The sequence below is a fragment of the Janthinobacterium sp. 1L-D-8-B-C4 genome (assembly GCF_057291295.1).
This window is the reverse complement of the sequence record NZ_JBXAVX010000006.1, coordinates 267,738-282,030: the sequence shown is the minus strand read 5'-3', so window position 1 is coordinate 282,030 and position 14,293 is coordinate 267,738. Positions and strand designations below refer to the sequence as shown.

The following is a 14,293-nucleotide window of genomic DNA, read 5'->3' as shown; positions in this document are numbered from 1 at the left end:
GCAGTTACTATTGGTTTTTGATCGATGGTATCAGACACTCAACAGTATCCGGCCCCTGTCCGGGAACCCGGAATATGGCCGTGTCCGCCACTACAAAGATGGCCTCGTCTGGCGCGGGGCGGATCGCATGGCCGCCCGTAAATGCACCGAACGAAGGCAGCATGGCGCGATGCGGCCCCAGCAAAAAACACGGCAGACGCAAGCTCTCTCGCGCGGCGCGCAAGTGAAACACCGGGTGCACATGGCCGGCCAGCACATAGGCATCTGTTTCCAGCTCCGGATGATGGCATAGCGCAAACGGGCCCACCCGGTGCGGCTCATCGACCATGGTAATGCCCAGGCTGGCCGGCGGATCGCCCGCATGCAGGTCGTGGTTGCCGCGCACCAGGCTCAGGCGCAAGTGCGGATGGCGCGCGCGCCAGGCATGCATGGCCGCCAGGGTGGCAGGCGCATGGGCGGCCCTGGCATGCAAAAAGTCGCCGAGGAATACAATTTCCTCGCAAGCATGCACATCGAGCAGTTGCGACAGGGCCTGCAGGTTACCGGTGGTGGTACCGTGCGGCACCGGCACGCCCAGCGAACGAAACGCGGTGGCCTTGCCGAAATGGATATCGGCCACCAGCAGCATCTTGCGCGCCGGCCAATAGATGGCCTTGCTGGCCAGCAGCCACAGCGTTTCACCGGCAAGGTTGACGATGCAATGTGTCATGCGGCCGCTTTTTCCAGCTCGCGCACCAGTCGCGCCACCCGGTCCGACAGTTTTTCCGTGGTCAGCTTTTCGCGGAAACGCTCGACCATCAGGCCAAAGGCAAACGGCGAAGCACGCTTCAGGGCGTGCACGCTCATGCTGCGCTGGTGCAGCTCGCGCAAGGTGTCGCGCAGGCGCGTCAGCTCCAGCTCCTGCTCCAGCACTTCGCGCTGCGCTTGCGTCAGCAGCAGATTTGTCGCGTCATGCTTGCGAAACACCTCAAAAAACAGCGACGACGAGGCCTGCAGCTGGCGCGTGCTTTTCGGCTGGCCCGGATAACCCTGGAATACCAGGCCGGCAATGCGGGCGATTTCGCGAAAGCGCCGCTGCGACAACTCCGTCGCGTTCAGGCTGGCGAGCACATCTTCCAGCAAGTTGTCCAGACTGAACAGAGGTACTTCCCCGCCCGTTGCCGCCGTAAACAGCGGCGCAAAATCGAGGTCGTCGGCGCCCAGCAATTCAAAACCATAATCATTGACGGCGATCGACAAGGTGGCCGGCTGCACGCGGGCAATCCGGTAGGCCAGCAAGGACGCCAGCCCCAGGTGCACCGAGCGGCCCGCAAACGGATACAGGAACAGATGATGGCCTTCGCGGCTGGCCAGGGTTTCCACCAGCAGGCTGTTGCGCGTGGGCAGGCTGGACCATTTCTGCTGGATCGCCAGCAGCGGCGCCAGCGCCTGCATCTCCGGTCCCGCCGCCGCGCCCTCCTGCGCCTGCTGCAACTGGTCGAGCACGGCATGCGCCAGTTCCGACGACAGCGGCATCTTGCCGCCCTGCCAGCGCGGCACGGCGCCACGGCTGCCGGTAGCGCGCCGTACATAGGCCGTCATTTCATGCACCCGCACGAATTCCAGGATGCGCCCGCCAAACAAAAAATGATCGCCCTGCTTCAGGCGCGAGATAAACGATTCCTCGATGCTGCCGATCTTGCCGCCGCTCATGTACTTCACCTGTATCGACGACTCGGACACGATGGTGCCGATGCTCATGCGGTGGCGCCGCGCCAGCGCCGCATCCGGCACGCGGTAGATACCTTGCTCGTCCGGCAACACTCTGCGGTATTCCGGATACACGGTCAGGCTCTGTCCGCCACGCGCGACAAAATCCAGCGCCCACTGCCACTCCTGCGGCGTCAAATGCCGGTACGACCAGGCCGTGCGCACTTCCTCGTACAATTCCTGCGAGAGGAAGCCGCCGCCGAGCGCGATCGTCACCAGGTGCTGCACCAGCACGTCGAGCGGCTTGTCGGGCACCGGCCGCGCTTCGAGCTGGCCTTGCGCCAGCGCCTGGCGCGCGCCCGCCGCTTCCAGCAATTCCAGGCTGTTGGTCGGCACCAGGGTCACGCGCGAAACGCGCCCTGGCGCGTGGCCGCTGCGCCCGGCCCGCTGCACCAGGCGCGCGATGCCTTTCGCGCTGCCGATCTGCAATACGCGCTCGACCGGCAAAAAGTCCACGCCCAAGTCCAGGCTCGAGGTACACACCACCGCCTTCAATGTTCCCGCTTTCAGGCTCTGCTCGACCCACTCGCGCACCTCGCGCGCCAGCGAACCATGGTGCAGGGCGATCAGCCCGGCCCAGTCGGGCCGCGCATCGATCAGGTGCTGGTACCACAGTTCCGCTTGCGAACGGGTGTTGGTAAATACCAGGGTGGTGGCGCTGCCCTCGATTTCTGCAATCAGGGGCTGCAGCATCTGGATGCCCAGGTGGCCGCCCCAGGGAAAGCGCGTGGGATTGAGCGGGATCAGGCTGTCGACCACGATGCGCTTGCGCACCTTGCCTTCGACCAGCACGCCGCTGTTGTGTTCGCCAAGCAGCACATCTTGCGCCTGCTGCAAATTGCCGAGGGTGGCCGACACGCCCCAGGTGATCAAAGCCGGATTCCAGCGCCGCAGCCGCGCCAGCGCCAGCTGCACCTGCACGCCGCGCTTGCTGCCCAGCAGTTCGTGCCATTCGTCGACGATCACCGTTTCCAGCAGATTGAAGCGCTCGGCGGCATCGGCCTGCGACAGCATCAGCGACAGGCTTTCAGGGGTTGTCACCAGCACATCGGGCCAGGCTTTCGACTGGCGCGCGCGCTGCGCCGCGCTGGTGTCGCCGGTGCGCGCCTCGATGCGCCAGCCCGGCGCCAGTGCTTCGCCCGATGCTTGCAGCGCACGCACGGTATCGGCCGCCAAGGCACGCATCGGCGTAATCCACACCACGCGCAAGCCCTGCTTGCGGCTCTTGCGCACCAGGCGACTGGAGCGCAGCAAGGCGCCGAACCACACAGCATAGGTCTTGCCGGAACCGGTGCTCGCATGCAGCAGGCCCGGCTGGCCGCTGGCCGCCGCGCGCCAGACGGCGCGCTGGAATGGAAACACGCTCCAGCCCCTGGCCACGAACCAGTCATCGATGCGCTGCGCCAGCGCGCTTTTGCTCATGGGTTTTCCACCCCGCCCAGCAAAGCCTTCAAATTGTCGAGCGTATCGGCCTGGTCGATCGATTTGTCGTCACGCTGGCGCAAGATGCGCGGAAAGCGCACCGCGATGCCGGCCTTGTGGCGGCTCGACGCGGCGATGCCCTCGAAGCCGATCTCGAATACCAGCGTCGGCTTGACGCTGCGCACGGGGCCGAATTTTTCCACCGTGGTCTTGCGGATCACGGCGTCGACCTTGCCGATTTCAGCGTCGGTCAGGCCCGAATAGGCTTTGGCAAACGGCACCAGTTTGCGCTCGCCGTTTTCATCGTCATCCCACACGGCAAAGGTGTAGTCGGTGTACAGCGAAGCGCGCCGGCCGTGGCCCGCCTGGGCATAGATCAGCACCGCATCGATGGAAAACGGATCGATCTTCCATTTCCACCAGGTGCCCACATCCTTGGTGCGGCCCACGCCGTAAGCGGCCGAGAGCGCCTTGATCATCATGCCTTCGACACCGCGCGCGCGCGACTCCTTGCGAATCGCCGCCAGCTCTTCCCAGCTGTCGGCCGTGATGCGCGGCGACAGGCGCAGCGCCGGCTCGGCAATGTCCTGCACCAGGGTTTCCAGCAGCGCGCGCCGCTCGTGCTGCGGCAGGTGGCGGATATCGACGCCGTCGAGTTCCAGCACATCGTAGGCGACCAGCGCGGCCGGCAATTCGGCCTGCAGCTTGTTTGACACCGTCTTGCGGCCCATGCGTTTTTGCAGGTCGGCAAACGGCGATGGCGTCTCGCCCGGCTGCCAGATCAGGATTTCGCCATCGATCACGCAGCCTTCCGGCAAAGCCAGGCGCGCCAGCTCGGGAAAACGTTCGGTGATCAGCTCTTCGCCGCGCGACCACAGCCAGGTGGTGCCATCGCGCCGCAACAGCTGGGCCCGCATGCCGTCGTATTTCCATTCAACCAGCCATTCGCCGACCTCGCCCAGGGTCTCCGGCGCCGCCTGCAAAGGGTGGGCCAGGAAAAACGGATACGGCTGGCCGCCGCGCAGCGCGTGTTCGCCGGCGGACTCCTCGCTGATCAGTTTTAGAAAACCGGCGCCGGTGGGGCTGACCTTGCCATCGGTCCAGCCCATCAGGCGCTGCGCGATCAGCTTGCTGTCGACCGCCGCGATGGCGCTCAGCGCACGCGTCACCAGCAGCTTCGACACGCCGACCCGAAAACCGCCGCCGATCAGCTTGATCAACAAAAAGCGCTCGCGCGTTTCCAGTTCATCCCAATATCCGAGCAAGGCGCTGCGTATCGCCTCGGGTGCGGCGCCGCGCAAGGGAGCAATGCGCTGTTCGACCCATTCGGCCAGGCCGATATCGCTGACATGGCTGGGCGCGGGCAGGATCAGGGCGATGGTTTCGGCCAGGTCGCCGACGGCATGATAGGCCTCGTCGAACAGCCAGGTGTCGAGCACGGCCGCCTCGGTGGCGTATTCGCGCAGCAATTTGGTGGGCACGGCCTGGCGCGGCTTGCCGCCGGCCAGGAAATACACGGCCCAGGCCGCATTTTCGGGCGTCGCGCTGCTGAAATAGGCTTGCAGCGCGGCAAGCTTGCGGCTGGTGGAGGTAGTCTCGTCGAGCTCGGCGTACAGGCGGGCGAATTCACGCATGCGCGTCTCCCGCCTGATTGGCAGCATCGGCCGCCTCGTCATCGCCATATTCGGTCTCGAAGCCGCCCGCCTGCCAGCCGTTCTGCTGCAGCCAGCGCACCATGATCGGAATCGAGCCATGCGTGACGATCACGCGCTCGGCTTCGGTGGCCTTGATGGCGCGCATCAGGCCAGGCCAGTCGGCGTGGTCCGACAACACAAAGCCGCGATCGACGCCGCGCCGGCGGCGCGCACCGCGCAGCAGCATCCAGCCGCTGGCAAACGCATCGCTGTAGTCGCCAAAGCGTTTCATCCAGGCCGAGCCGGCAGCCGACGGCGGCGCGATCACCATGGCGGTTTTCAAGGCCGCCTTGTCCGTCACATCGCCCACCATCACGGTGTGCGGCAAGGCCACGCCGGAGGCACGGTAGACTTCGGTCAGGGCTTGCGCGGCGCCATGGCAGATGATGGGACCGATCTCGGGGTCGAGCCCGGCCAGGATGCGCTGGGCCTTGCCGAAGGCATAGCAGAACAGCACGCTGGTGCGCCCTTCGGCCGCGTTCTTGCGCCACCACTGGTTGATCTCATCGTAGATTTCCTGCGACGGCTGCCAGCGGTAGATCGGCAAGCCAAACGTCGATTCGGTAATGAAGGTATGGCAGCGCACCGGTTCAAACGGCAGGCAGGTGGGATCCGACTCCAGCTTGTAGTCGCCCGAGGCCACCCACACTTCGCCGCCGCATTCCATGCGTACCTGGGCTGAGCCAAGCACATGACCGGCCGGGTGCAGCGAGACGGTCACGCCGTTTTGATTGATGCGCTCGCCATATGCCAGGCCCTGGATAGCGACCGGCCCCAAACGCGATTGCAGCACCTTCACGCCGGAATCTGCGCTCAGGTAATGGCCATGGCCCACACGCGCATGGTCGGCATGGGCGTGCGTGATGATGGCGCGCTCTACCGGGCGCCACGGGTCGATATAAAACTGGCCCGGCACACAATACAGGCCTTCCTTGCGCACTACTACCATGTCGCTCATGCCAGTCCCATGTCGAAAAATTCTTCAATGGAACCATTTTAGCGACACGTCGCCTTGTCCTCTGTCCGACAACGCACACTCAGGCAGGAGCAACGAACTCGGCCATGAAAGTTCTGGTGGTTTCTTCAGGAAACTCGATGGTCACCTGGTCGCCCGCCACCGACAGCACAGTGCCGATATCAAAGCGCGGTACGCGCACCCGGCTGCCGACGGCGATCTGCGGTGCTGCCGGCGTGGCTGGCATTGCCTGCACCAGCGGCGCCAGCGTGCTCAATTGCAAGTGCTCATCGAAGGTGATCGGCGACGAGACGGCCGGCGGCGACAAACAGTTGTCGCAGCTGCAGCAGCGCTCGAAGTCGCCCGCGTCGCCAAAATAATCGAGCAGCAGCTTCCAGCGGCAAAAACCGCTCTGTGCATACGCCACCATCTGTTCCAGCGCCTGCTTGTCGCGTTCCTGTTTTTCGATATAGATCTGTTCCAGCTGCGCATATGACGGCGTCCTGGCCGTCACCGCTTTCAGGCAATAGCCAAGCTTGCGGTCCTGGCGCAGCAGCTTGCCATCCTTCAGCAATTTCAGGCACACCTTCAGATGGCCATCGGAAAAATCGGGCAGGCGCCCGGCCAGTGCATCAAAGGAAAACGTGGCCGGCAGCTCCTGCGCTTCGAGCACGATGGCGGCCAGTTCGGTGGCGGTCGGATAGTGCTTGGCGAGAAAAAATTGCTGTACCCGCTTGTCTTCCTGGAAGTACAGCAAGGTGCAATCGGCCGGCAGGCCATCACGCCCCGCCCGTCCCGATTCCTGGTAGTACGCTTCCAGGTTGGCCGGCACCTGAAGGTGGATCACGAAGCGCGTGTCGGGCTTGTCGATGCCCATGCCAAAGGCATTGGTGGCCACCATGATGCGGCGTTCGCCGCGCATGAACAAATCCTGGTGTTCCTTGCGCTCGCGCGCGGCCAGCTTGCCGTGGTAGCAGGTCACGCTTTCGCCCAGCTCCTGCAGCCGTTCGGTCAGTTCTTCGACGGCTTTCACCGTGGCCGCATAGACGATGCCCACGCCCGCCGTTTCGCGCAGCAGACGCAGCACCTGATCCTGTTTTTCCTCGGCATTGGTGACCTGGATCACGCTGTAGCGCAGATTGTCACGGTAGATGCCGGTATTGACGATATGGAGCTTGCGCGTATCGAGCTGGGCGCCAATATCGTCGATCACATCGTCGGTGGCGGTGGCGGTCAGCGCCAGCACCGGCGGGCGGCCCAGCGCGCGCAGGGCGGCGGCGATTTCCAGGTAAGCCGGCCTGAAATCATGGCCCCACTGCGAGATGCAATGGGCTTCGTCGATCACCACCAGCGACGGCGGCGCAGCGGCCAGCAGCGTCAGGAATTCGTTTGTTGCCAGGCGTTCCGGGGTACAAAAAATGATCACCTTGCCGCCCGCTTCGATGGTGGCGATGGCGTCCTGCTCTTCGGCGCGCGACAGGCTGCTGTTCAACTGCACGGCCGTAATGCCCAGGCCGGCCAGCTTTTCCTGCTGGTCTTTCATCAGCGAAATCAGCGGAGAAACAACGACGGTCGGGCCCGGCAGCAAGGAGGCGGGAATCTGGTAGCACAGCGACTTGCCACTGCCGGTAGGCATGATGGCCAGGGTGTCGCGCCCGTCCAGCACGCTGTCGATCACGTCCTGCTGGCCCACGCGCAGGCGTTCGACGCCAAAGACGGTGCGCAGCAGACGCTTGATTTTCTTAGCGGGAGTTTTGGCCGGCGTCTTGCCGGCGGTCTCGGGTAATGCAGTGGCGAGGGTGGCCATCTTGTATCCGTAAGGTGAGTGCCGGCGCCCGTGCGCCAGCGTGACCTCACTCTACGGTTGAGCTGAAATGTGCACCATAGGACGCCTGCCACAGCCCCTGTAGGATTTCAGGAAGTGGTTCAGGAAGAAAACAGGATCGCCCACAAGATCATGACCAGGCCGACAAATGACACGCCCCACACCAGGGTGCGTACCACCGGAATGCCGAGCGCATAAATCGGCACATACAGCACGCGTGCCGCCAGATACAGGATGGCGCCGTACAGCGTCAGGCTGTTGTGCACACCGGCCACATGAGCGATCAATACGGCAATCGCAAACAGTGGCAGGGTTTCATACAGGTTGGCCTGTGCCCTTCTCAAGCGGGCCGTGGCCTTGCCTACCGGCGGCCCCGGTTCGTCACGCGCGCTCATGTTGTAGGTGGCGCCGGTCTCGCGCGTGCGGGCACTCGACGCCATGAAAATTTGCACCAGCGCCAGCACCAATGTCCAGCCGAGTATCGTCAGTTCAGGAGTCATGCTTGTCTTTCAGTTAGTTAAACCGGGCAAGATTGCCCGGCTCACGATTGTTCCAGCGCCGCCTGCAGTTCCAGCAGGTCGTAGGGCTTGCGCAGCACGCTGGCCGAAAAGCCCAGCTCGTCCATCGATTCCTTGCCGTAACCGGTGGAAAAGATGATGCGCATGCCAGGCTTGTCGCGCAGCACCATGCGCGCCAGCGCAATGCCCGACATGCCAGGCAGGCTGACATCGGTAAACAGGATATCGAATTCTTGCTCATTGAGCAATTCCCATGCCGATTCACCGTCCGACACGCCACTCACCGTATGGCCCAGCATGCCCACCAGTTCGCACACCATCAGCTGGGAGTCGAGATTGTCTTCCACCACCAGGATTTTCATTGAGCTTGGCACGTCTCCTTGCGGCACCGGCGCGTGGCCCGTCAGGTCCAGGCCCGGCGTGCCGGCCGCCGCGCTGTCGTTTGGTGTGGCGGACCAGTCGAGCTGGCGCGCACGCAGTTGCTGCTGGCGGTTGGCCAGCACATGGCGCAGCTTGTGCGCCAGCTCTTCGCGACGGTACGGTTTGCTCAGCAACTCCACGCCCGCGTCAAGCCTTCCTTCGTGCACGATCACATCCTGCGCATAGCCGGAGGTAAACAGCACGGCGATATCGGGCTGCATCTCGCGCGCCATGCGCGCCATGTCGGTACTGCGCACCGGGCCAGGCATGATCACGTCGGTAAACAACAAATCGATCTGCGCGCCGCTTTGCAGCACCGCCAGCGCGCTTTCGCCATCCTCGGCCTTCAGCACCTTGTAGCCCAGGTTGCCCAGCATGTCGACCACGGTGGCGCGCACGCCCACGTCGTCTTCCACCACCAGCACGGTTTCGGTGCCGCCGGTGACCACGCCGCTCAGTTCCTCCTCGTCCGCCGCTTCCGCCATCAAGGTGCGCGGCAGGTAGATCTTGACGCCGGTGCCATGCCCCGGCTCGCTGTAGATGCGGATATGGCCACGGCTTTGCGTCACGAAACCATAGGCCATCGACAAGCCCAGGCCGGTGCCCGCGCCTTCGGGCTTGGTGGTAAAGAACGGCTCGAACGCGCGCTGCAGCACCGGGCCGCTCATGCCCTTGCCGGTATCGGTCACCGACAGCATCACGTACTGGCCGGCCGGCACATCAAGGTTGTGCACATACTGCTCGTCAAGCACGACATTGCCCATCTCGATGGTCAGCTTGCCCACGCCATCCATGGCGTCGCGCGCATTGATGGCCAGGTTCAGGATCACGTTTTCAATCTGGCCCCGGTCGACCAGGGTATTCCACAGCCCGGCGCCGCCCACCAGCACGATGTCGATTGCCTCGCCCAGGGCGCGCCGCAGCAGCGCATCCATGTTGCGCACCACGCGCGACAGGTCGGCCACCACCGGCTGCAAAGGCTGGCGGCGGGCAAAGGCCAGCAAATGCGACGACAGCTTGGCGCCGCGCTCGACGGCGGCAATCGCCGTGTCAAGCCGCTGGCGCATTACGCCGTCGTTGCCCGACAAATGGTGCAGCAGGTGCAAATTGCCCGAGATAATTTGCAGCACATTGTTGAAGTCATGCGCGATACCCCCCGTCAACTGGCCCACGGCTTCCATTTTTTGTGCCTGGCGCAAGGCGTCTTCGGCCTTGGTGCGCTCGCTCACTTCCTGTTCGACCCGGTGCTCGAGCGTTTCGTTCAATTCATGCAGCGCTTTTTCGATGCGGCGCCGTTCCGTGATATCGGTCTTGACGGCGATCAGGGAACGCGTTTGACCATGCTCATCGACCAGGCGGCTGACATTGCTCGACACCCACACCTGCATGCCATCGGGCTTCAGGTAGCGCTTTTCCAGGCTGAACGATTCGCCCGTTTCCACCAGGCGGCGGAACAGCAAGGTGTTGCCCGGCACATCGTCCGGATGCATGATGTCGTTCATGTTCATGCAGAGCAGCTCTTCGGAAGAGCGGCCCAACATGGTGCACAGGGCGCCATTGACGCGCTGGAAGCTGCCGTCCAGGCCCAGTTCCGACAGGCCCACCGAGGCCTGGCCGAAGATGGCGGCCATGCGCTCCTGGCTGGCGTGCAGTTCATTTTCGATCAGGCGCCGCTCGGTCACGTCGAAAGACACGCCGACATAGCGGCGCTGCCCCGGCGCAGGACCATCGACCACTTCGCCCTGGCGCGCGATCCAGCGCACTTCGCCGTCGAGCGGACGGCGCACGCGGTATTCCACGTATTCAAGCGGGTTTTGCGCCAGCTGCATGCGGCTCGGTCCGACTTTTTCATGGTCGCGCTGGTCGACCAGGCTCACCAGCAATTGCTGCGTGACGGCGGCATCGTCGGCGATGCCCCAGATGCGGCGGAAAGTCGGCGACACTTCCAACTTGCCGGTATCGGGAAACCATTCGAAGGTGCCGATGCCGCCGGCCTGCTGCGCCAGGCGCAAGCGCTCTTCGCCTTCGATGCGCTCGGTGACATCGCTGCCTTCGACCAGGATGCCGCCGACCACCCCGTCGTCGTCCTTGATCGGCTGATAGACGAAATTGATATGGCGCTGCCGTTGCTTGCCATCGGCGGTGTTCAGGTCGACCTTCAACTGGCGCCCTTCGAACGGCATGCCGGTGCGGTAGACTTCATCGAGCAGGTCGATGAAACCCTGCTCGCGCACTTCCGGCAAGGCTTCTTCGACGCTCTTGCCCAACAGCCCGGTGCGTCCGACCAGGTTCAGGTAATGCTCGTTGGCCAGCTCGAAAATATGTTGCGGGCCGCGCAGCACGGCCATGAAGCTGGGCGCCTGTTCGAACAGTGCGCGCAACAGGCCGCGCTCTTCGGCCACGCGCCGGTTGGCGTCGCGCGCCGCTTCCGCTTCGGCCTGCAGCGCCTGGTTGACGGCGCCCAGTTCGGTCGTCGCCAGCTTGAGCTGGCGGCCCTCTTCCAGGCGCGCCGTCAATTCCAGCGCCGTGCACAGCACGCCGTCAACCTGGCCGCCCTCGCCATGCACGGGGGTATAGAACAGGTCAAAATAATGATCGACGGGCACGCCGTCGCGCAGCAGCGGCAGCCTGCATTCGCGGTGCACCTGGGTTTCACCCCGCAGGCCGGCGTCGAGAATGCGCGCATTCCAGTCCCATATTTCGGGCCAGACATCGGGCACGGTGCCGCCCAGTGCGGCTGGATGGCGCCCCGCCGCGATCTTGATGTATTCGTCGTTGTAGATCATCACATGCCGGGGGCCCCACATCAGCACCATCGCCATCGGCGAATTGAGCACGATGTCGACGCTGGTGCGCAGGCCGGCCGGCCAGCCCGACATGGCGCCCAGGCTGGTGGCGGACCAGTCAAGCTGGCGCACCAGCTCGCCGGTGATGCCGCCGCCGCGCGGCTGATCGTTATCCCTCGTATCGTTCATGGCACGGCCACCTGCGCACTGACATTGCACTGGCGCGGCAAATTGAGCGTGAAGATCGTGCCCTGGGTGGCGGAGGACGTCACTTGCACCGTGCCGCCATGCGCCTTGATGAACATGTCGACGGTGTACAGCCCCAGGCCCAGGCCCTGCCCGGTCCTGCGCTTTTCACCGCTCTGGTGAAACGGCTCGAACAGGGCCGGCAGCAAGGATGGGTCGAGTTCGCCACGATTGAGCACGCGTATTTCAATATGATCGGCGGCGCGCCCGTCAAGCTCCAGCTGCACCGGCGCGCCTGCTTCGCCGTGCGTCAGCGCATTGGCCAGCAGGTTGGAAATGACTTGCGACAACAGCCCCGCGTCGCACTGGGCATGCAGTTCGCCCACATGGCTGAGGGCAATGCGCGCCGGCTGGCCCGGCATGTCGAATTCATCGACGATGGCCTGCGCCAGCGCCAGGTAGTCGTGCATGCCGCAACGCAGTTCCATGGTGCCCGAACGGATGCGCGCCAGGTCCAGCAGTTGATCGACCATGCGCGCCATGCGCTTGGCGCTGCTCTCGATGCGCTGCGCCGTGATGATCACCTTGGGATGCTCGCTCATCATCGGCAACAGCATGGCGCCGTTCATCACCACCGACAGCGGCGTGCGCAAATCGTGGCCAAGCACGGCAGTAAATAATTCGTTCAGGTGCAGCGCGTGCTTGAGTTCGGTAAGTTGCGACGACAGTTCGCGCTTTTGCTGGTACAGCTGCACCAGTACCTGCACCTTGCTTTGCAGCGCCTTGACGTCGACCGGCTTGAACAGGAAATCGACCGCGCCCGCCTCGTAGCCGCGAAAACTGTAGGTCGGTTCGCGCGTGGCGGCGGTCAGGAAAATCAGGGGAATGTCGCGCGTGCGTGCGCTGCCGCGTATCAGTTCGGCCAGCTCGAAGCCATCCATCTGCGGCATCTGCACGTCGAGCAGGGCCAGCGCCACATCGTGGGTGAGCAAGATTTCCAGCGCTTCGGCGCCCGAACTGGCCTTCAGGATGACGATGCCGGGACGGGCCAGCACAGCCTCCAGGGCAACCAGGTTTTGCGCGATGTCGTCAACGACAAGAATGTGGATAGGTGCGGTCACGGATCAGTCTTCAGGCATCGCGACGGCCAGCCGGCAGCGTGCGTTTCAATAAAATGTACAAACAAGAATTTCAATATCAGAAACTCAACTTTAATGCGGTAATGTGTATCTTACACGTACTATGGCGTGCGCACCGGCGCACTGTGCAAGCGTGCAGCTCAGTTCGCCAACAAAGCCAGGCTGGCGGCCAGCTGCTGCAAGTTCAGCACCCGGTCGGCGCCCGCGCGCCGCAGCGCAGCGGCCGGCATGGCAGCAGATATGGCGGCGGCCGGATCCTGCACCCAGGCAAAGCCGCCCAGCTGGCGCACCTTCGCCAGCCCTTCGGCGCCATCGGCCGAGGCGCCGGTCAGGATGATGGCCAGCATTTCGCGGCGGTAGGCGCAGGCCGCCGTTTCCAGCAGCACATCGATCGACGGCCGCGAAAAATACACGGGCGCTTCGAGCGACAGCGAAAAGCTGCGATCCGGCTCGATCTGCAGATGGTAGTCGGGCGCGGCGAAATACACCACCCCCGGCTGTAGCGCTTCCTTGTCCTGCGCTTCACGGATCGGCAGCAGGCAACGCGCGCCATACAGCTGGGGCAAACGGCTCGACCGCCCCGGCGCCAGGTGCAGCACCACCACCACGCTGGCGCGGCAACTGGCCGGCAAGGCGCACAGCAGCAAACCCAGCGCTTCGACGCCGCCGGCCGAGGCGCCGATGGCGATCAGGCGCAGCCCTTCCGGCGGTGCAGCAATGGTGCTCACGGGCGCGCGGTGTGGCATGGTTCAGGCCCGCTGGAAGATTTTTTCTGCCTGGCACAGCTCGCGGAAATTGCCCGCATGGCGGCTGAAATGCAGGCTTTCCTTCATGCCCAGTCCCAGGAAACCGCGGTTGACCAGCGCCTCGTGGAACAGGCCCAGCGCGCGGTCCTGCAGATCCTTGTTAAAGTAAATCATCACATTACGGCAAGACACCATGTGCACCTCGGAAAAAACGCTGTCGGTTGCCAGGCTGTGGTCGGCAAACACAAAATGGCGGCGCAGCCGGCGGTCGAAAATCGCGCCATTGTAGGCGGCCGTGTAGTAATCGGACAGGGAACGCTTGCCGCCCGAACGCCGGTAATTATCGCTGAACTGGGCGATGCGGTCGACCGCATAAATGCCGGCCTCGGCGGCGGCCAGCGCATCGACATTGATATCGGTGGCGTAAATCATGGTGCGTTCGAGCAAACCTTGTTCTTCCAGCAGGATCGCCAGCGACCACACCTCTTCGCCGCTGCTGCAACCGGCGACCCAGATCTTGATCGAAGGGTAGGTATGCAGCACCGGCACGACTTTTTCGCGCAGCGCGCGAAAGTACGCCGGGTCGCGGAACATCTCGCTGACCTGCACCGTGAAGAACTGCAGCATCTGCAGGAACATGGCCGGCTCGTGCAGGATGCGGTCCTGCAACTGCGACAAGGTCGCGCAGTCAAAGCGTTCCAGTGCCTGGCGCATGCGCCGGCGCAGCGAGGCCACCGAATAATCGCGGAAGTCATGCTGATAGCGCAGCAATATTCCTTCCAACAATAATTTCAGCTCAATATCAAAAATTGCATCGTCGTCTAACAATGGTTTTCCACCTTTGCTTGGTTTC

At 63.7% G+C, this 14,293-nt stretch carries 10 protein-coding genes; all 10 read right to left on the bottom strand.

Annotated features, from left to right (window positions below; translation table 11 throughout):
* Window positions 1-7: 7 nt before the first annotated feature.
* Window positions 8-709: a ligase-associated DNA damage response endonuclease PdeM gene (gene pdeM, locus AC0Z42_RS13350; protein ID WP_485468700.1), complete on the bottom strand. Its 702-nt coding sequence runs from the start codon at window positions 707-709 to the stop codon at window positions 8-10.
* Window positions 706-3,171 (bottom strand): ligase-associated DNA damage response DEXH box helicase, encoded by a 2,466-nt coding sequence (locus AC0Z42_RS13345; RefSeq protein ID WP_485468699.1) that lies wholly within the window; start codon window positions 3,169-3,171, stop codon window positions 706-708. Before AC0Z42_RS13345 ends, pdeM begins: the two co-directional genes overlap by 4 nt.
* A complete protein-coding gene (locus AC0Z42_RS13340; protein WP_485468698.1) occupies window positions 3,168-4,805 on the bottom strand; it encodes an ATP-dependent DNA ligase in 1,638 nt (545 codons plus the stop codon). Before AC0Z42_RS13340 ends, AC0Z42_RS13345 begins: the two co-directional genes overlap by 4 nt.
* Entirely contained in the window at window positions 4,798-5,823 is a 1,026-nt protein-coding gene (locus AC0Z42_RS13335; RefSeq protein ID WP_485468697.1) for a ligase-associated DNA damage response exonuclease, read from the bottom strand. Before AC0Z42_RS13335 ends, AC0Z42_RS13340 begins: the two co-directional genes overlap by 8 nt.
* Window positions 5,824-5,902: 79 nt before the next feature.
* Entirely contained in the window at window positions 5,903-7,627 is a 1,725-nt protein-coding gene (locus tag AC0Z42_RS13330; RefSeq protein WP_485468696.1) for a RecQ family ATP-dependent DNA helicase, read from the bottom strand.
* 119 nt (window positions 7,628-7,746) lie between these two features.
* Window positions 7,747-8,145 (bottom strand): MAPEG family protein, encoded by a 399-nt coding sequence (locus AC0Z42_RS13325; RefSeq protein ID WP_485468695.1) that lies wholly within the window; start codon window positions 8,143-8,145, stop codon window positions 7,747-7,749.
* 41 nt (window positions 8,146-8,186) lie between these two features.
* Complete coding sequence (locus AC0Z42_RS13320) at window positions 8,187-11,558, bottom strand: hybrid sensor histidine kinase/response regulator (protein ID WP_485468694.1); 3,372 nt, start codon at window positions 11,556-11,558, stop codon at window positions 8,187-8,189.
* The gene (locus AC0Z42_RS13315; RefSeq protein WP_485468693.1) at window positions 11,555-12,676 is read right to left on the bottom strand and encodes a hybrid sensor histidine kinase/response regulator; all 1,122 of its coding nucleotides are present in this window, start codon (window positions 12,674-12,676) and stop codon (window positions 11,555-11,557) included. Before AC0Z42_RS13315 ends, AC0Z42_RS13320 begins: the two co-directional genes overlap by 4 nt.
* A 158-nt stretch (window positions 12,677-12,834) precedes the next feature.
* Window positions 12,835-13,422, bottom strand: coding sequence for a chemotaxis protein CheB (locus AC0Z42_RS13310; protein ID WP_485468692.1), 588 nt, complete (start codon window positions 13,420-13,422; stop codon window positions 12,835-12,837).
* A gap of 21 nt (window positions 13,423-13,443) precedes the next feature.
* Entirely contained in the window at window positions 13,444-14,268 is an 825-nt protein-coding gene (locus AC0Z42_RS13305; protein WP_485468691.1) for a CheR family methyltransferase, read from the bottom strand.
* Between the last annotated feature and the right edge of the window lie 25 nt (window positions 14,269-14,293).